The sequence below is a fragment of the Pseudoalteromonas sp. NZS127 genome, assembly GCF_015864805.1.
In the GTDB taxonomy this organism is placed as follows: domain Bacteria; phylum Pseudomonadota; class Gammaproteobacteria; order Enterobacterales; family Alteromonadaceae; genus Pseudoalteromonas; species Pseudoalteromonas nigrifaciens.
Map to the genome: position 1 here is coordinate 53249 of NZ_JADYWN010000004.1, position 20426 is coordinate 73674.

The following is a 20426-nucleotide window of genomic DNA, read 5'->3' on the forward strand; positions in this document are numbered from 1 at the left end:
CTCAATATCAGCGTAAAACGACAAAAAGCAGCGAGTTACGCTGCTTTTAAAATATAAATGCTAACTACTTATAAAACGCCACGGCGCTCTTGGTCGCGTTCAATTGATTCAAATAGTGCTTGGAAGTTACCTTCACCAAAGCCACCATCGTCAACTCGCTGAATCATTTCAATAAAAATAGGACCAAATAGGTTTTTAGAGAAAATTTGTAGTAAGTAACAGTTTTCACTTTGGCTATCTACTAGAATTTGATGCTCACGAATTTTTTCTTTGTCTTCAGCAACCCAAGGTACACGGTCAAAAATAGTATCGTAGTACTCAGGAATAATATCTAAAGTTGCAATAGTCGATTTATCAAGCTTATCAAGTGAGCTTACTAAGTCGTCAGTTAAAAATGCTAAATGCTGTACGCCAGGGCCATTGTATTCACCAAGGTATTCATCGATTTGGTTATTATCGTTGCCTTTACCTTCGTTAATAGGAATAGAGAAAGTGCCACAAGGCGATTTAAGCGCATACGAAATTAACGCTGTTTTTTGGCCTTTAATGTCGAAGTAGCGAACTTCTGTAAAACCAAATACATCTTTATAAAAGTTAGCCCATTTTTCCATGGTGCCTTTATAAACATTATTAGTTAAATGGTCGATGCGAATAAAGCCTTTATCGTCAACCACGTTTTGCTCGGCTAGATCTTCAAAGTCTTGTGCGTAAATAGAGCCTTTTTCGCCAAATTGCTCAATAAAGTAAATTAAGCTGTCGCCAATGCCATAAATTGCAGGGTAAGGTAAATCTTTATTTGCCGAGTCGGTTGCTGGTTTTGCACCGCGCTCTACCGCTGCTTCAAATGCTTTTTGTGCATTCTCTACTCGCCAACCCATAGAGCAAATAGCCGGGCCATGATCTTTAGCAAACTGTGCCGAAAAACCATCACGCTCGTTATTTAATAAAAAATGAATATCGTTTTGATTGTAATAAACAATGTCTTTACCTTTGAATTTTTTTAGCTTTGAAAAGCCAAAGTCGGTAAATACTTTATCCATGTAATCTGCATCAGGTGTTGCATATTCGGTAAATTCGATACCAACTAAACCTAAAGGGTTATTTACTTCACTCATTATCATTACTCCCGCAATTAAGCACTGCGATTATTTGTTGTCGTATTGCTGTAGATGATTAACTAAATTTGTACTTTGGGGAAGAGGGCGTTGTTATTTAGTAAACAGCGCGTGTGTAAATTTTATAGGACGGTTAGCAGTAAGTTACTTTTTTGCTGAGTGCTTTAAATACGCGTATGTATTAAAACGCTTGAATAAGTGCGGTATTTTAAGTTTTAGCTATTGATTTTGTTGTGGTTTATTTTTTATAAAGAGATTTAAGCTAACTTAAATCTCTTTTTTTACTCTAGTAAAAACAAGGTTTTTTGTATTTAATTGTTTACGGTTTGCTATTGTTAAAGAACTTGCTACGTTGCTCTAACCATAAATTAGGTTTTATTGCGGGTGCAAGTTGGTAATGGCGTTCAACACTTTGATTGAGCTCTCGGGTTGTTTGCTTAAAAGTCAGCTTTTGTTGCGCGTTACCCATACTTTTTATTTCACTGCGAGTCATTGCGCGACCAGCATAAAGCAGTGCGTTTAAATAACCCGGTTCGGTTTCGTAGTTATTATCAGTTAATAATAATACGGCTTGATCGAGTGCCCAGCGTTTACCTATTTCACCGTCTCTTTTAACACCCGCAAATTCACCATCAATATACACTTCAAATACGCCATTGCTTGGTGCGGTATAAAATACAAAAGCTATACGGTGCCAGGTATCAGGCTCAGATGTGCCAAAATAACCACTGTCGCTGGTTGATGCACCTAACCCACCAATAGGATTAATAAATATGTCAGCGTCGTTATTCAAATCATTTGTTGCATCGGTTTGAACTAGTGCTCTGTATATTTCTTTTGCTGCAAAAGGCCAATAAATGTCCATCACTAAAGTGTAGTCAGACACCATTCCTTGGTTTGCAAAATCCCCATTTGGCGCGGTATTTAACTCAATCTTTAGCCCTTCGTTAGGAGAGTGATCGGTAAATGCCATTACAGTTGATGCGCCATCAGCTAAATCACTAATATTAAATGCGCTAGTACTAGCAAAGGTGGTCTTTTTAGGACCCCAGCCTTTATTGTCAGGATCGAAGTAACTAAGAATTGATGGGCCTAAGTCGGCTTTAAGCGGATCGCTAACATCATCAAAGTTCCAAATAGTGATATTAGCAATGTCTTGGCAGGCATTGAGTGGCGTATTTGTATCAATATGCAAGCATTGAGTGGTTCTATGACGTGCGTATTGATCCAGAAGCCACCAAGCTTCGGCTATCGGTGCTACATCATTAAAAGTAACCCCATTAAAAAATAAATCAGGATTAAGAGCTACCCCTTTAAAAAGTGCGACACTGTAGTTATTTGATGCTTGAATATTTTCAGGCGCTAGTAAAAACCAATCAGCTTGATTGGCTAACATAGCATTTAAATCATTGCCGCTAACTGTAACTTTATATAAAGAGTTAAAGCCTGGAGTGTTAGATGGCTGCCTTTCTACGTAGTAAGCTTTATGAAAGTCCTCTTGTGTTAGGGTGCCAGGGGTCCAACGTTTTTGCACTAACTCAGGGTTGAGTAAAGCTGCTGAAATAGTGCTGCTTGAGTGCTGAGCGGCTGCAGCGGTTACTGCTGCTAATTGCATTGCATTTAAGTAGTTTTCTGATATTGCAATTTCAGTTTGTGCATCGGGAGCATAACGGCCCATAATTGTGTCGATGGCTTGTTGTGTGGTTGTGTCTTGCTCAGTAATGGTGTCGGTTTTTACTGTTTTGTAGTCAACATTTTTGAGCGTTTTATTACTAGTGTCGAACGTTAAGTTTAAGTCGGTTATGCCCTTAGCGTAAAAGTTAGGCTGAATAACAATAGCGTCATTATCAAGGGTATTAAAGCTCTCACCGCCATGGGTATGACCGCCTAAAACCAAATCAATACCACTCACACTTTGTGCGATTCTAGTATCAATGCCTTCACCTAAATGGCTTAACATCAGCATATAATCTACTTCATCACTGTACTGACTAACAATACTTTGTGCTATTTGTTGCCATTGCCAGCTCATTTTAAATTGTTTGATAAAATCAGGAATAGGGTCATCTTGTAGTGGTCTATCTAGCTCGTTCCACGGGACCGATGTCATACCAAATACGCCGAGTGTAATGCAGCCTACTTGTACTTTAGCAAAACCTACTGCTGCAAAATCTTGTGTTTGTTCGCCTTCGTAGCGTGTATTACTGGCAAGTACAATGGCATTGTCATCCTTTGAGAAGCCTAATAATTTTTCAGGCCCCCAAGCATAGTCATGGTTACCTATTACACGAAGATCGAACTTCATTGCTTTTACGGCTTCATCGGTCGCTAAACCTTGTGATATTTGCTCAGCTACAGTGCCTTTTTCGTAATCATCTCCACCATCGGTAAATAAAGTATGAGGTGATTCGCTCAAAGCCTTTTTATGATATGCCTTAATTCGGCTAAAAAATTGCTCTTGATAACCAAATCGAGCATGTAAGTCGGCAATATGTACAAAGCGAATAGATTGCTCAGTGCTGTTTTCATCACAGGTAGGGCCTATACTGGCAGTGCGTTCTTTACGCTGCATTTTTATGGCATATGTGCCTAACTGATTAACTTGAGCTGTAACAAAACCATTTAAAACACGAGAGTTCTCTATAGTCTCCCAAGTTGTAGCGTTTAAACGGGCAATATAAAGTTGGCCGCCTAATGCGTAATCGTCAGGGATTTTTAAGGAAATTGTAAAAGGATTACTTAGTGAAAGCCCTGCGGGAGTTAAGCTATGTAGATTAGAAATAATATTTTGATTCTGCGACGTTTCGTCTTGCTCAATACTAATATAAGTAAGCTCTGTATCAGAGTTAACACTATTGGCAGGAATTTCAATTTTAAAGTTATCGTTAATAGTGGCAGATAAACCTGCACCAGTAATAAGTAATACGTTAGCTTGGGGAGTGGAAGGGTTATTAGGATTAGGAGTAACTTGATCGCCAGCGCCACCACAAGCAGATAAAAAACCAATGAAAAAAACAACTAAAATTACTTTATATAAAGTGAACAATTGCATCTACCCGCTATCCCTAAAAATCTAATCAGTAATCAATTGGCTATATAATACCAGTTAACAACTAAGCAATAAAAGATTATCAAGAGGAAACTTCCCCATACTGCTATGGGGAAGTAATTAAAAGCTGGATAATAAGTATTAAATTAAAAGTATTTTAATAAAACGTGTTAATTATTAGGCTTCCTCGCTTAATCCCTGTCTTTCCCACACTTTAGATTTAAAGGTCATTAGTACTAAAATAATACCAACACCAATACTAAATAATGCTATTTGTAGGTATAAGTTAGGTATTTCATCAACATTATTAGGATCGAAGTTACCAGCAAGTAATCCTGCAATGATATTACCGATAGAATAAGTTAATACAAATACGCCCATCATTTGTCCAGAAAAACGCTTCGGAGATAAACGGCTCACAGCACTTAATGCTACAGGGCTTAAACAAAGCTCACCCACTGTATGTAAAAAGTAGGTAGTAACAAGCCAGTAAGGTGCTACTTTTAGACCTTCTGCTGCATAATGCGCTGCCATAAACATAACTAAGAAACCCGTTGCCATTATAATTAAACCAACAGCACATTTTGCACTATAAGATGGTGAAACAAGGCGCTTTGACATATTGATCCAAAGTGCTGCAAAAAATGGCGATAAAACAATAATAAAAATAGAATTTAGTGATTGAAACCAGGCTGTAGGCACCTCAAATGTACCAATAAAGCGATCGGTATAATCACGTGCAAATAAATTTAATGAAGAACCAGCTTGCTCAAAGCCAGACCAAAAACAAGCTGAAGCAATACAAACTAAAAATAATGCCCACATTCTTCTTTTTTCTGCTTCGGTTAATTTACCGCGAAAGTAAATAGCACCAAAGTAAGCAAAAAATATAGCAGTAAATGCTACGGCGACATAACCGGCAATAACCACAGGGTCAACAATAATGTAACCCGTCATGATTGCTGTTGTTATAGCAGCTGCGGTAACAACAAATAGAGCAATAGCAGCCCAAGTTCGAGTTGTACCTTCAGGAGTTAGAGGGTTTGCAGGCTTTGCACTGTGTTCAGGTAAATTTTTAAGTGAAAAGTGGTACTGAATTAAACCCAGACCCATACCAACAGCTGCAGCACCAAACGCCCAATGCCAACCTACATTCTCCATAAAGTAACCACATACATAGTAACCAATAATAGAACCTAAGTTAATTCCCATATAGTAAATTGCATACCCGCCATCACGGCGTTCATCTGCATCACTGTATAGTTGTCCAACCATAGCGCTGATATTTGGTTTGAGTAAACCTGTACCCGTTGCTACAAAAATTAAACCAATAAAAAATGAGTAATCATGTGGAATAGCCAAAATAATATGGCCACACATAATAATAATACCACCATACCAAACAGCTTTTTGACCGCCGAATAATCTATCAGCTAGCCAACCACCAGGTAAGCCTAAAAAGTATACTGCGCCTGTGTACAAACCGTAAATAGCAGCAGCTGAAGCAACGGTAAAACCTAAACCTTCTTGTTGTAAACTTGCTGTCATAAATAATACGAGCAGCGCCCGCATACCGTAATAACTCATTCGTTCCCACATTTCGGTGAAGAACAAGGTTGAAAGTCCTTTAGGGTGGCCAAAAAAGCCACTATCTGGAGCTGAACTCATATTTACTTCCTAACTTTAAGTATTGTTGTAATGGCCTTATATATTTTTGCTTTAGCTATTTAGCGCCATGTATTACACGCTAAATGCTCGACCATCAGTATTGTTTAATGCAGCTAAGGTAATGGTTTGCCGTTAAGGTAGTAAAGCTGTAGGTAAGAGTCACACCCTTATCCTAGCTACAATTGCGCATTAGTATACATAGACCTTAGTGCGAGGGGAAGTGTTAAGCTTTATGGTTTAAACACAATAAACCTTGTTAAAAGTCAGCATAAGGTATTATAGGTTTGCCTGGGAATGCTAATGTGCCGTAAACAGGATTGAAATAGTAACGTACATAAAGTTGTCCAAAGTTAGGTTCATAAAAGTCAGAGCGGTCAATTGCTAAGTAGCCTCCAAAAAACCAATGCGGGGTTACTCGGTACTCAAAACTGCCTTCTAAGTTATACGAAACACCGGCGCTAGTATCACCCTTAAAAGCAGGAACGACGCCTGTTTCAAGCTGGCTTACGAATGCTTGGGCTTGTAAGTCGGGATCGTTTGGAAAAAAGTCAATCGCGTTCGATTTAGTTTGTGAGTAAGAAATACCGGTTTTAATTCGATAAACAAAATCATCTCCCCAACGTGCGTCATAACTTAATGGTAATGAAATACCTATATAGTTTTGCGGGCTGTAATATCCACCATGACCATAGGTTTCTTCGCTTAAATTAAACTTATAAGACCAATGCAATAAACTGACACCTGCTGTAAATTCACGCTCTTGGTTACTAATAACGCGATAGTAACTGCCACCCATTAGCCGATAGCGTTGATTGTCTTTTACGTTTTGACCTTTATATAATTGAAAGTCGGCACTTGACCAAAACCCCCAATTACCACCCAAGTCGTGCGATAAATTGGCGGTTAGGCCAGTTGAGCGCACGCCACCCCAAACTTTACCTGAGTATATATCGGTTAAACCAGCATAGGAGAGTACCGAGCTGGTAACAGGGCGTTTTTCAAATTCGAGGCTGTATCCAAAGTCGCCAAAATCGTCTGCGTAGTTTATGCCCCACACTATGTCTTCAATTAAAAAACCAAGTGGGGTAGTACCAATATCAACACGCCAGTTTTCATTTTGCCAACCTATACCAATATCAACGCCACTTTCCTCAGGGCTTACTTCATCTAATGAACAGGTAAAAATACACAATGCACCTTGTCCATAGCGGCTACCTGCAAATTGCTCATCAAATCGTGTTGTTTGTGCGCTTATAGTTGTAGGGTCGACTTTAATAAATCCATGGCCTTGCCAAAGCGGAAAATAAGCTTCCATAGGCATTAAGCTAGCTCCCAGCGTTGCTTCGCTTTGGGTACTTGTTTGACCACTAAAGTTAACCCCGATGGCAATATAAGCTTGGTTTTTATTTTGTTGATTTATTAATTCACGTTTTGCACCATTAATATACCAAGGGTCAGTATCGTTAATACGCGCTAGGCTGCTGTATAGCTGTTCATCATTGAGAGCTTGGTTAGGCGACAGTGTTTGCTGATACCAGGTATTTGCTTGCTCGACATTGTTAAACTTATCGGCAACTTGAGCTCCTAAGTACCGAAGTTCTTGATCGTTTGGCGATTTATCAACTAATTGCTTCGCAAGATACAGCGCATCACCCGCGTAGTTAAACTCATTAAGGGATGCCATTATTTGTCGTTGTAAGTACCCCTCTTGAGATGAACTTTGATTTATAGCCTGTTGCGTAACCTGCTTTGCCTGATAGTCATCGCCAAGCTCTCTATAAGCGGTGGCAATAGCCATTAAAGCTTGGGGCTCAAGAGTTTGTTTACTTTGTATTTTTTGCTGATATAAAATAATTGCCGCTTCACGTTGCTCAAGTGCTAAGTTAGCATTTATAAGAGCGGTAGTTATTGCCGACGTATTTTTATATTTTTGATCAAGCTGGTTTAGCTTAGCGATTAAATCGCTACCGCTGTAATATTGATTTATATAATTATTATGTAATTGCACATATTGAGCGATTTCGTTTTCAGTTGCGCTCTCTGGCAATGTGTAACTTGTAAACCAGTTATGCGTTTTCTCTTCAATGCCTTGCTCTAAAAGCCATTCACCATAAAGCATATGCCAATATGGGGCGAGAGTTGGCGCGCTTGTTAAAGCTTTATTAAGTGAGTTAAGTGCGTATTGTTGCTCTGCAATTTTATACCAACTACTTGCTAGTTTTGCTTGCATTAAAGGTGTTAAATCTTGCGCTTCTAAACTACTTAAATGGTAAACCGCGACTGTTTTATTGTTAGTATTTAAGAGTTGCTCGCTTTGATTAAGCGACTCATTAATATGTAACTGTTGTTCGAGCACTAAAATATCGGCATCTCTATCTTTAACCGGAATATACTTTAACGTCGCTTGTGCACCTTTATAGTCATCTATAGAGCGCAGAAAAAGTGCATGGCTATAACGCAGTGAAGAGTTAAGTGGAAATTGCCATAACACATTGTTAAATAAAGATCGGGCTTGCTGAGTTAAACCTTGTTGCTGATAAATTAAAGCAAGATCATAGTATAACCAGGGTTGTTGAGGAGTTAACTCAATGGCATATTCTAAGGTTTTTCTAGCGGTGTTTAATTCGCCAGCATCATAAAATCGAGTCGCTTTTTCTCTTAGTTGCTTGCTAACAGCGGCCGCGTAAGCTGACTTTACTTGCTGTTTTTGCAAAGAACTAAGGTTATTATAAAAAGCATTTAACGCTTTTTCACTTTGCTCAAGTTCGGCTATTTTAAGTAAGCTTAATAATGCACTTGAGTTAAGCGGTTCATTTTTTAAAACACTTTGATAAAAAGTAGCAGCTTGAGAGTACTGCCCTTGAGCAAATAAAAGCTCGCCCTTATAAAATAAAATGGTGTTAGGGTTTTCTTGTAATGCAGCTGCTAAATTTAGTTTGAGTGCTGCCGTTCTGAACTCTGCGTTATTTATGGCTTCTTTAGTCTGGCGAATATACAGCCAAAAATTGGCAGTTTTGGCTAAGCCTTTGAGTATTTCACGCTCATTAAACTCTGAGGTGTATTTTAATGCGCGAGTAAAGTAGTTATCTGCTTTTTGATGCTCACCTGAGCGTAAGTAGAGCACACCTAAACTACGCATAACTTGAGAATCAGCTGGGCGGCCTTTTAACGCTCGTAATAAAAGAGGTTCAGCGGCATTTAACTTATTGTTTTCAAGTAGTTCATCACCTTTTTGCCAAAGTTGATAAGCAGGATCACCTAGCAAGGCTTGACGAGCGCTAAACTTCTTTTTGAAATCTTGATATTGTAATTCCCCTTTACTGCTAAAGGGATACACAAGAAAGTAACGCTGATACTGTTGCTCAGTACTACTCTCAATAGGCATAAATGCCAATGTTCTTAGCCAAGCATCCTCAATTTGGTTGCTAAAACGTCCAGTTACGCCATATTTACTAAAAACATCAGTCGCATGTTTATCGAGCGCAGAGCGTTTAAACAGGTGCGTCGCATAAGCTATTTCGATTAGGGCTACATCAGGGTATTGCTCTATTAAGCGCAAATAGCCTTTATTAACCTGCTGCCATTGGGCACTGTCTTGTGCATACCAGTTTAAATGTTCAAGCTCATAACTAAGCTCGGGGTAGGCTGTATCAAAAAGGGTGTTATAAATTTGCCGAGCTTGAACATATTGTCCAGCTCTTGCTAGTAATTTTGCTTGTTGTACTAATGGTTTGTCGGTTGTTTCAATACGGGCAATAACTCGAAGTTGCTCAATACATGGGTGTTGTTTTGCTGCGCCATTATCAAGCTGGTTTAGTAATAAGGTTGCTTCATTAGTTGCGCCGGTAGCAAAGTAATTACGTGCTAAAGCACATTGGGTTTCAATGCGCAGTGGGGCTATAGCAACGAGCTTACGTAAGCTATCTTCAACGAGCTTTTTATTTTCTTGCCCTTTGCCAATATTTATCTGCTTTAATAGCCATGCGACAGACTGAGTGTCTATATCCTCGACTGTTTTAGCACTTAACGTTGAGCACGCTACTAAGGCATAAACTAAGCTAAACCTTAACGACATTCATCGCTCCAGTTAGGTTGCAGCGTCCCGTCTGCTAAAATTGCAAAGCGTTTATCTAAGGTACTGCTACCAAATAAATTTAATACACTATCGTAATAACGCGATTTGCTAAATGATTTATCAACCATTAACTTTTGTTGAATCGACATTGTTACAGCGTCATTGTCATTATTTGCTGTTGCTAGTAAAGGCAGTAATGCGGCATTAAAGCCAACAGGTCCTCTTTTATCTGAGTTCCCCGTTTGTGCATAGGTATTTAAAGGCACATAACCACGCTTATTTATCGTTTTAATGAAAGGAGCAAACTGTGCGACTAATTGCTTTTTGTAAGGTGCATCCTCTGCCATCATACTTGCCCACAAATAGACTCTAATTGCATTATAGCTTCCCAAGTCGGTTACTTTTTTATCAAAGTAAAAGCCCTTGTTAGTATCAAACATAATCCAATCAGGGCTAACACCTTGCTTACTTGTTTCAAGAATTAGGTTGGCAGAACCGTCATGCAGCTCTTGCCATGGTGAATGAGGATAAAGTTTGCTAAATTGCTGATAAATAAACAGCGGCGAATAGCTTGGATTTAATTTATAGCGCTTGTTATCAAACTCAAAGCCGCTAGGTGCGGGTAATAAAGATAAACCAAGTCCTTTAATATACGCTGTTTCTTCGCGCATTATACGCTGTGCGAGCACAGCTGCTAAAATACGGTAACGGCGGTCATCCCAAAGTATAGCTGCTTGCGATAAGCTATAAGCAATCCATAAATCAGAGTCAGATGCTGGGTTTGAGTCAAGAATATTACCTACGTTGTTTTTATTAACTCCCCATAGCCATGCAGGTAGGCGAGTACTTAAATCGCCTTCGGCTAAATGCTCTTCAGTCCAGTTTAATACTTTATCAAAAGCGGTTTTATCATTGGCAATTAGCGCAAAAAATAGCGCATAGGATTGCCCTTCAGAAGTGGTAATATTTTGCTCGCTGCCTAAGTCGATTATTCGGCCATCATCACTCATAAAGTGTGTTTTAAACGTTTGCCATTGCTGCCAAGGCGCACATTGTTGTGCGTGGCTTAAAGGAGTAAATAAAATCAGCATAATAAATGCTTTAGTTATAAATAATTTCATTATTTATCTCCTTCAGCTAAACGTTTGTAGGTAAGGGCCTGTAGTAAGCGCCAAATTATAAATGAAATAAGTAACAGGGTTAAAATAGATAAAAAAGCTAGCCAAAATGGATGATCAGATAAATGAAACCAAATTAAAGTATACACAGGTACATACCCCACAAAATACGTATCATCTGCCTTAACAGAGCTTACGCCTTGGCTAGTAATAACGGCAGCGCTGCCTTTAATTTGCGATAACCATTGCGACTCGTTAAATGCAGTATCTAGTAGTGTGTACGCTTTATTAGTACTGGCGGTTAACGACACGATTGAGCGCTCAGAGTCAAATGGCGATTGAAACCCTGCAATAACGGCTAAGTCTCCGCTACTAACTAAGCTTACCTGTACATCTTCTGTTGTATCAGCATCATAGGCGCCATTATAAAAAGCTTGCTTTATAATTCTGTGGTTATTTTTTAAAAGCTTACTGGTGGGCGCGTTCTCATCAATGTCACTCACCGCTGTATTTGCGGCGGTAATAATCATAATATCTTTGTCATCATAATTACTATTATCGTCACTGACTGATTGTATTTCTAAACGGTGTCCAGGGTAGCCTGTGATAGCACCAAAGCGACCGGTTAAATTGAGTAGTAAAGTGATTGCTTCAGGTGTTGGATTATCATCTAAAATAACCAAGGTTTGATGTAAGTCGGCATATTTAGTAAATGGGAAACCGCTATTAGCAAATACATTTAAATCGGGTAGGGCAATGTAATGATGAAACCCACTAACATCAATATTTGAATTACCATCTATTACGCCATACTCCCCTCCTGCAGGTACAACAGAGCATTCTCCCTTTTTAAGTACACCAAAGCGAAAGTCAAAGTTAAGCTCATTTCTAATTGCTAAGTTAATCCCATTTAAGGAAAAATCTTCTGCGTTTTTTGTGGTATCTGTATTACCAATTAAAGGCATAATTGTTTTGGTTTTACTTAGTAATGAATCATTTTTACTGAGTAAAAAACCACTAATAAACTCTTGATTAATTAGCATGTTTAGGCGTGAGTCAAGCATGCTGCTCTCAGGCGTATTTCTATATTGCAGCGTAATTGGGATGCCTTTTTCGCGCCAAGTAAATAAATCGGGTGCAAGGCGTACGTTTAATTTTACCGGGCCATTATTTAAGCCCTGAGCTTGTAATTGTTTTGGGTAGTCAATTAACTCATCAAAATGTACGGGGCGATCGCCTCTTAACCAGCGAGGAGCATCATATGCTTCTCTTAGCGGGAGCTGATTAATAGCCTCTATACTAGCGGTGCGACCAGTCATCAGTTTATGACCAAATGCTAAACCCGTTACTGCAGTTTTTAAATCAGCAGTGTCTTTGCCCACTATAAGTAACATTTTTTTATAGCGATGGAGTGGGTTAGAAATAATTTCAATTGTTGGTTTATCAACATCAGGGTAGTCACGTAAAAAATCAGGCTTAGAGTCGTTAGTGATAAACACCACGCTATGTTCATTAGGTGCTTTATTTTTTAATAACGGAAATTGTGCTCCGCGCCAATCGGCTTGTGCACCAAACCAGCTAGATAAAGTGGCGGCAGCTTCAATGGCTTCTTTGTTTGGCGTTGTAGCAAATATAAATGGCAGGTTTAATTTACTAAAATCTTTACTATCAAAAAAGGGTTCAGGTAAATACTCTAAACGACTATCAATAGCCAGCTCAGTCTGATCAAGAGTAATATTGCTTGATTTACTTATTTCAACCCAAATAGAGCGATTATGGTAATCATGACAGGTCAAGTCGTAATAGCCCACTAACTCAAAACGAATTTGATTAAAGTCTTGTATGTATTTTGAATTGAGTTGAATGTTATGCGTAATTAAGTTTTCAACGGTACTAAGCTGTTTATTAACAGGTAATACTGTGACTAAGTTTTCATTAAAATATACTTTTAAGTGTGAAACATTAGCAAGCAATGATGGCGAGTTAGTATAAGAAAAATTAAGCATTAAGTTTTTGCTTAGTTTATCTATACTGTTGGTAAAATCGACGCGAGAATTATTGTTTACTCCATCTAGTTTATAGTTAGTAAAACCTAAAGCATTAAAATCAAGTTTTAAGCCCGATACGGCTGCACTTTCGGGGTAACCATTTGCAAAAAGTGATTTATTTGGCATAGGTTCGATAGCAATAACGTGCCACGCCGTACTAGTAAACAGAAGTAGGGTGAGTGTATTAAGCAACTTTTTAATCATAATTATTCTGCACTATCGGTTTTTTGGGAATGAATGAATTTACGTAAATAACTAAATTAGTCATAAACTTAATAATAGGTTGGAGTTGTCTTGGTGCGTGAAACAATATATTAGTAAACCCTCGTAAACTTGTTTTTTTAACTTCTTTAAAGCTATAAGATGGGCGATCATGTTTAAAATTGTTTTGCCAATCTAACCAAGCATCAGCTCTTGAAAAAGTACACTGAATAAACGCCAGTTGCTTTTCTATACTGAGATCTTTGAGTGTAAGACCAAATTGCTTCTCCCGAGTATTAGTTACATAGGTAGTAAACGAAAACTGCTTATTACCTCTGCTCATTAATAGCTCTATTTTATCGTTAACCCTGCATAAATGCGCATGCTCGGTTTCAATACCTACTCCGTTATCAGAGTAGTCGGTAATTTTAACTTTTAAAGTATGTCCATTCGCTAAACGAATACCCGCCGGAAAGTTTGCTTTTACGCGGTGTGAGTTTCTTACTTGACGAGCTTCAGCTGCTACCGCGACGGCAGCACCTAAAATAATAATATTATAGGTGGCCCATGCCATACTAATAATTAGCACTCCAATTTGATTTGGCTCACCAAAAAAGGCTCTTAAAGTACCCACAATAATGCCTAATAAGTTAATCGCGAGTAATACCATATAGGGTTTAGAAATCCCCCAATCATAATGCTCTTTATTATTAAGTCCCCCTTTTTCAGTTACATTAAACTTACCTTTATTTGGGTTAAATAAAGCAACTGTGGTGGGTTTTAATATATACCAAGCCAGTACTGTTTCGTAAACTTCACCCCAAAATGAGTACCTGTATTTACCTTGAATACGTGAGTTAGTCGCTTTTACTTGAATGAGTGTGGGTACAACATAAATAAATATGGCTAAAAATGGTGCATAGATAATATAAGCGTTGAAATAGATGAGTGCTAAAGGAGCGGTTAAAAATACAATGCGAGGAACCCCAGATAAAAAGTGTAGCATGGCATTTATATAGCACAGTCGTTGTGGCAGGTTTAACCCTTTGCCTAATAGCGGGTTATCAAGACGAAATATTTGCGCCATACCACGCGCCCAACGAATTCGTTGGCCAATATGAGCCGATAAACTGTCGGTGGCTAATCCCGCGGCTTGTGGAATATTAATATAAGCTGTTTTATAACCTGCGCGCTGCATTCTTAGTGCGGTGTGCGCGTCTTCAGTTACGGTTTCAAACGCAAAGCCGCCTATATCATCAAGTGCTTGGCGTTTTAATACCGCACACGAGCCACAAAAGAAGGTCGCGTCCCACATATCATTTCCATCTTGAATTAGGCCATAAAACAGCATGTTTTCGTTAGGGACTTGACTGTGGTTATTTAAATTTCTTTCAAAGGGATCGGCTGAAAAAAAGTGATGCGGGGTTTGCACTAAGCATACCTTACTATCTTTTAAAAACTGCCCCATGGTCATTTGTAGAAATGATCGAGCAGGAACGTGGTCGCAATCAAAAATAGCAATGTATTCGCCATCTGTATAGCGCATCGCACTATTCATATTACCCGCTTTGGCATGATTATTATCAGGGCGAGTTAAATAGCCTACGCCAACTTGTTCAGCAAATTGAGCAAACTCAGGGCGTTTGCCATCATCTAATATGTATACATTAAGCTTATCTGCGGGCCAATCAATGCTCATCGCCGCGAGTGTAGTGGGTTTCACTACGCTCAGAGGTTCATTATAGGTTGGAATATAAACGTCTACGGTTGGCCACAGGTCGGTATTTTTAGGCATGGCAATAGGTTTACGCTCAAGCGGGTTAATAGTTTGGAAAAAACCAAGAATTAGTACTAGCCAAGCATAGGTTTCAGCAAGCAATAAGCCCAAACCTAGGAATAAAGCGAGAGGATCATCCCAATTTAGTGTTTCAGTGTACCGCCACCATAAATAGCGCGAGGAGGTAGTGACTGATAATGTGATCATGATAATAGTCGCCATTTGTCCTTTCACTCGCCTTAGTGAATAGGCTACCAATAAAATAAAACTAATAAATACAGCTTGAGCCTCTAAGCTAAACGGAATAGTGATAAAAATAGCCATTAAAAATAATATAAATGTAATAGCGATATATTTTATAAGCTTATTTTGCCAGACACTCGCATCTGCCATTGTTTTAAAAGCACTTTTTTTTGTTTTTTTAGTGCTTTTAGATAATAAACTTTTTAGTAACTTTCCTAGCTTTAAGTCAATCCAGCGTAGTTGTCTAAATATATAGTTTACTGATGAGTAAAAATAATGAGTAATAGGCTCTTTTACAGCGCTATTTTTAGGCTCATATTTAAAAAACAATAAAAATAAACTTTGTAATACAAAGCGCAGGCTATTTGAGTAAATAGAGCTGCGATAAGGTAATTTTAAGTGTGGGTAATATGTACGCAAAAAGTTATGAGTAGTTAATTTATGAGGGTTAAACTTTATAAATAACGAGCTAATAAGCGTTATAAAAGGAAATGAAAACGCTTCTACTACATTCATTTTGTGTTGATTAAAATAACAATGAAATTTAAACATCACGAAGCGAGCTAGCTTTTCTGTAAATAAAAGGCGCAAAAGTAAATATAAAGTACGATCTAATGGGCGTCTATTTAAGGTACTCATAACTATAACGCTGCCTTGCTGACCAACCAGCCAGCAAGTGTTTCAAAGTCGTCATTCGCCACACTATAGGGGGCGCAATTAAATGCAACATTGCGATAAGCGGTCGACTCTTTAACAACTTCATCATGATTAATAAAAAATGGCGCTATTCGCGGCAGTGTTGTTTGCCACAAGGCAAATAAATCAAACTCAAGTAATGAAGCTGAATTGTATTTATTGACTAAAAAATAATGTTTCCAGTCAATATTAGACTCCTTAAGTGTTACTAAGCGCTTGTGAATTAAGCTGTGGCAAGTTGCATCACAGTTTACTAACTCAACAAAAATATCATCGTGATTTAAACTGTAATGCGTAATATCTATATGTGAAGGGCAGTCGTATAGCATCCATGTGCCAGGAGCAAGGTCTAATTGCTGGCAGCTATTTACTGTATCTATAACATCATTTGTTGTGGCTGAATTATCGCCAAAGGGCAGAAATATAATGCCATTACTATCTTGTTGAAACATTGATAGCGCATCATTAAATGTTTCAGCGTTACTCCAACCAAGAGTTTGTGTCCAAGGTAAACCAAAATGTAAGCTTAAATCACTTTTTGCGTCTAAGTCGATAGCAATAACATCAACATCTGATTTTTTAAGTGCGCATGCGAGGTTGGCTACAATAGATGTGCCTCCTGTACCGCCTTTTATCCCTTTTATAAAAACTCTTTGCACTTTATTAAGCTACCTATTTATTTTGTGGCATTAACTGCACTGTCTATTTCCTTTAATAAAGGATACTTATTTATTGTTTTTATATTTTGTTGTTGATTAACGATTTCGACATAATCGTCACTTTGGCCGCCAAAACGATGCGATAAGTTTTTAATGTCATTTGATGTTAACGTTTTTGACTCTTTAAAAGCTAAACTTCTCATTGATAGTTATACTGCTTTGTTAATAGACTTTATTTTTTAAAGTGGACTTTATTTAGCTATTATATATAGAATAGCGCTTAAAACTAGTGAAAAAGTATTTTAAAATAAGGGTTTTTAATTGCATCAGCTTAATATATCGGGATTAGAGCCTTTTGCCAAAGAGCTACAAACGGCCTCAAGCTATGCTGTTTTAGCGCCTCAAGACAATATAGTTATCGAATTTTCGTTACAAATAGTTAACGAAGGTTGCGCAGGCAATATATTTATTGCATCTGCGCAGATTGAATCTTTTTTTGAGCTTCCTTCCTCAACTAATTTAATTACAGCTTATGAAAATAACCAGGTGCATTCATTTTCATTTAGCGCACAAAATAAAGATTTTGGTATTAAAGAGTTAGTAAAAAAAATGCTCAGTGAACTAAGTATTTACTCAGAAATAACCGAATCCTTAGTGTTTATTCATTTAAGTACGATGCAATTAGAGTCTATAAAAGAGCCAGAAGTTGAACAGCTGATGGAGTACTTTACGAAGTTTACTAAGCGCACTAATGCAACTTTGTTATTATTAGTGTCTGGCCCTGAAGTTGTTAAGTATCGCTTTTTAATCAGGCGTTTAAATAAATTATTCGATGGCAGTGTTTTTATTGATAATGATGCTGCAATACGTACCATCGACTATGATTACTGGCGCCATAGCACAGGTATATTAGCTAACGAGCAATATCAGTTGGTTTTTAAACACAATAAATTAATAGCAAAGCAAGCTATAGGTAACGAAGTAGAAAAGCCCGGTAGTAAGAACTTTTTTGATGAAGACGATGTGTGGCTTGTACAAAATGCAGTTCCTGAGGGGACTAAGTTGCCAGCACATTATCGCATTGTGGATGATAATAAAGACCTATATAAAAAAGGTCCCAGAATAGAAGCTGCTACGCTTGTTTTTTCGGTAACCCGATATACTGATCTAAAACAACTAGCAACACATTGTTTTGAATTAAGAAAACACTGTGGTCGTTGGCTAAAGTTAGTAATTCAAAATGTTGATGGTATTATTCGTCATCAAGATGAGTGTTTATTTTTAACTCTTGGAGTAAACCTTATTTTATATAGTTTTTCTGAGCCGTCACGATTATTATCGCAAATTCAGTCAATTCAAGGTTTTCAATTCTCCAGACCCTTACCGCCTTCTGTTGAGCATGTACTGCAGTACACAGAAAATACTTTTTCGAAGGGGTATTTACCTTTTATAGAATTTACTCGCCAGGTTGAAATACACAGCAACTCCGCGGTTAATTTAGGAGTGAGTGGTGTGTTAGTCAAATTAGAGCTATTACCAAGAATAGACCCTATACATCCGCTGCATTTATTTCACATAAAGCGCGAAGGGGATGTGTTAAGTGTTGCTGAAAATACAATTTATTTATATTTACACGCGTGTAGAGAAAATGATGTAGATAATGCGATTAAACATTTATTTAAATTAGAAATTAGTGACTTTTTTGTACAGCAAAATTTGATGTCGGAGCATTTTTATATTCAACAAGAATGTAAGCAACTTAGGCGTTATTATAAAGACAAAAATGTAATTGATTACTCTAAACAATTAACTGAAAACAACAGTTATGAGTTTGCCCCAAGTTTTATTAATAATTCAGCTATTGATATAGACAGCCCCGAACTTGTTATTACAGAGCGCGCAGATGCAACGCCTATTATAATGAAACTAAGGATATAAATTATGAGTATGAATCAATTTATTATTACGACCTTATTGGCAATGTTGCTCGGTGGTATATTGTGCCTAGCGGGTTCGTTTATATTATCTAAATTAAAAACATACTATCTACAGCTCACTTTTAAACACCAAGTTTTAGAGCCGTACATGTTTAAAAAAAATGAAAAGGACAAACCGTGAAGTTATCGGGTTTAGGTATTTGGAATCTCTATTTTTTAGTAAAGTTTGTACTTTTTTATTATGGTGCCATAAAATTTGATTTTTTAAGTAATGCTGCTTTAGCTGCCTTATTTGCACTTACCTTTAGTAATTCACAAGTAGATAAGCTAAAGCACTTTATTGGCGCGGTGTTTGCGATTGTATTGCTTTATAAAGATTCATGGTTACCTCCAATTGATAGATTAACCAAACAAGCGGGAAATATTCAAGATTTTAGTTTAGGTTATTTTGTTGAGTTGTTTGGCCGCATAGTTAATTACGATATGCTGTTGGGCTTATTTATTATTGTTATTTGTTTTTGGTATACCTCGCAGTGGATCCGCTTTACTACAGTAACAATAGCTGGATTAATTTTTATAGGTTACCAAGGTGCGTTAAAGCCAAATGATATGGCAGTGTCGGTGCAAAATGCGCCTAATCAAGAGCAAGTGTTTAGCAATACTGCTGTAGTTACCCAAAAGCTAGATTCAGCAGATCAGCAATTAAATGATTTTTATAAGCAGCAGAGCCAATTAGTTAGCTACTTTCCAGATGAGTATAACGGCACGCAATTTGACGTTGTTGTTTTAAATATATGCTCCCTAGCTATTGCAGACTTAAACGCTATAGGCGTGAGTTTAGATGATGTTTATAGTGATTTTGATATTGTTTTTTCTGATTTTAATTCAGCTACGTCCTACAGTGGTCCTGCCGCTATTAGGTTACTACGGGCAAGTTGTGGGCAAACAAGCCAACCAGCACTATTTGATGATGCGCCAGAGCAATGTCACTTATTTAATAACCTAGAAAAGCTAGGATACGACAGTCATTTAGTTATGAATCATGATGGCCATTTTGACGGCTTTAAAGATTTAGTGAAAAAGCAAGGTAAGCTAAATAGCCCACTATTTGACACCACATCATTACCTGTTGCGCAGTATAGCTTTGACAGTAAACCTATTTATTCAGACGGGGCGGTACTAAATAGTTGGCTTGAAGAGCAAGGCGATAGCTGCGCACCATGCGCTATGTATTACAATACGATTAGCTTGCACGATGGCAATCAACTGGCTAATAGCAGGCGCATGAATAGTGATGAAAGTTATCCTGTTAGACAACAAAATTTATTTTCAGATATTAATCAGTTTATTAAAAACTTAGAAAAACGCGGCCGCAACGTGATGCTAATGTTAGTGCCAGAGCATGGCGCTGCACTGCAAGGCGACAAAGTACAATTTGCAGGGCTGCGCGAAATACCAAGCCCTTCAATAGTAACAGTGCCAGCGGCAATTAAGTTTATAGGTCCTGACTTGCCTCGTATGTCGCAAATAACAGTGGCAAATACAAGCAGCTACTTTGCTCTATCTGAGCTGATAACTAAGGTGATGAAGAGTAATTACTTTGCAGGGAAAAGTAATAATATGGCAGAATTAGTGAGCCAGTTACCCACTTCGCAAAAAGTAGCAGAAAATGCCGGAACAATAATGATGTATGTTAATAAACGTCCATATATTCAATTAGATGGCGGTGAGTGGACTTTATATCCCCGAGGGTGAGTTATTTTTTTATATTTAGCTCAAGCAAAAAAAATGCATATATGTCCAAATTTGTTTACATTAAACTATCCAGCTGATCAGAGTT

General features: G+C 37.8%; 11 protein-coding genes. 2 read left to right on the plus strand and 9 right to left on the minus strand.

The genetic code is table 11. The features are described from left to right. Positions 1-68 precede the first annotated feature (68 nt). The 9 genes from hppD to bcsR form a co-directional block, all read right to left on the minus strand. Entirely contained in the window at positions 69-1115 is a 1047-nt protein-coding gene (hppD, locus tag I6E78_RS05260) for a 4-hydroxyphenylpyruvate dioxygenase (protein ID WP_011328825.1), read from the minus strand. A 319-nt stretch (positions 1116-1434) separates the two neighbouring features. Continuing rightward, a complete protein-coding gene (locus I6E78_RS05265) occupies positions 1435-4167 on the minus strand; it encodes a metallophosphoesterase (RefSeq protein WP_197182109.1) in 2733 nt (910 codons plus the stop codon). 174 nt (positions 4168-4341) lie between these two features. After that, entirely contained in the window at positions 4342-5832 is a 1491-nt protein-coding gene (locus I6E78_RS05270; protein ID WP_197182110.1) for a peptide MFS transporter, read from the minus strand. 256 nt (positions 5833-6088) lie between these two features. Beyond that, complete coding sequence (locus tag I6E78_RS05275) at positions 6089-9907, minus strand: cellulose biosynthesis protein BcsC (RefSeq protein ID WP_197182111.1); 3819 nt, start codon at positions 9905-9907, stop codon at positions 6089-6091. Then, a complete protein-coding gene (gene bcsZ, locus I6E78_RS05280) occupies positions 9898-11028 on the minus strand; it encodes a cellulose synthase complex periplasmic endoglucanase BcsZ (protein ID WP_197182112.1) in 1131 nt (376 codons plus the stop codon). Before bcsZ ends, I6E78_RS05275 begins: the two co-directional genes overlap by 10 nt. After that, positions 11028-13277: a cellulose biosynthesis cyclic di-GMP-binding regulatory protein BcsB gene (bcsB, locus tag I6E78_RS05285; protein ID WP_089368601.1), complete on the minus strand. Its 2250-nt coding sequence runs from the start codon at positions 13275-13277 to the stop codon at positions 11028-11030. The genes bcsZ and bcsB overlap by 1 nt, the downstream gene beginning before the upstream one ends. Next, the gene (gene bcsA, locus I6E78_RS05290) at positions 13270-15933 is read right to left on the minus strand and encodes a UDP-forming cellulose synthase catalytic subunit (protein ID WP_197182113.1); all 2664 of its coding nucleotides are present in this window, start codon (positions 15931-15933) and stop codon (positions 13270-13272) included. Before bcsA ends, bcsB begins: the two co-directional genes overlap by 8 nt. Positions 15934-15935: 2 nt before the next feature. Next, entirely contained in the window at positions 15936-16649 is a 714-nt protein-coding gene (bcsQ, locus tag I6E78_RS05295) for a cellulose biosynthesis protein BcsQ (protein ID WP_197182114.1), read from the minus strand. Positions 16650-16666: 17 nt separating this feature from the next. Then, entirely contained in the window at positions 16667-16852 is a 186-nt protein-coding gene (gene bcsR / locus I6E78_RS05300; RefSeq protein WP_011328817.1) for a BcsR/BcsP family cellulose biosynthesis protein, read from the minus strand. A gap of 118 nt (positions 16853-16970) precedes the next feature. Here bcsR and bcsE point away from each other — a divergent pair, with 118 nt between their 5' ends. Both bcsE and bcsG read left to right on the plus strand, forming a co-directional pair. Further along, entirely contained in the window at positions 16971-18587 is a 1617-nt protein-coding gene (gene bcsE / locus I6E78_RS05305; RefSeq protein ID WP_197182115.1) for a cellulose biosynthesis protein BcsE, read from the plus strand. Between the two features lie 176 nt (positions 18588-18763). Next, a complete protein-coding gene (bcsG, locus tag I6E78_RS05310) occupies positions 18764-20341 on the plus strand; it encodes a cellulose biosynthesis protein BcsG (RefSeq protein ID WP_197182116.1) in 1578 nt (525 codons plus the stop codon). Positions 20342-20426 lie beyond the last annotated feature (85 nt).

Coding starts and splice junctions, on each gene's coding strand:
- I6E78_RS05265 (WP_197182109.1), bottom strand. CDS start 4,167: ATGCAATTGTTCACTTTATATAAAGTAATTTTAGTTGTTTTTTTCATT.
- bcsR (WP_011328817.1), bottom strand. CDS start 16,852: ATGAGAAGTTTAGCTTTTAAAGAGTCAAAAACGTTAACATCAAATGAC.
- bcsA (WP_197182113.1), bottom strand. CDS start 15,933: ATGAGTACCTTAAATAGACGCCCATTAGATCGTACTTTATATTTACTT.
- I6E78_RS05275 (WP_197182111.1), bottom strand. CDS start 9,907: ATGTCGTTAAGGTTTAGCTTAGTTTATGCCTTAGTAGCGTGCTCAACG.
- bcsB (WP_089368601.1), bottom strand. CDS start 13,277: ATGATTAAAAAGTTGCTTAATACACTCACCCTACTTCTGTTTACTAGT.
- I6E78_RS05270 (WP_197182110.1), bottom strand. CDS start 5,832: ATGAGTTCAGCTCCAGATAGTGGCTTTTTTGGCCACCCTAAAGGACTT.
- bcsZ (WP_197182112.1), bottom strand. CDS start 11,028: ATGAAATTATTTATAACTAAAGCATTTATTATGCTGATTTTATTTACT.
- hppD (WP_011328825.1), bottom strand. CDS start 1,115: ATGAGTGAAGTAAATAACCCTTTAGGTTTAGTTGGTATCGAATTTACC.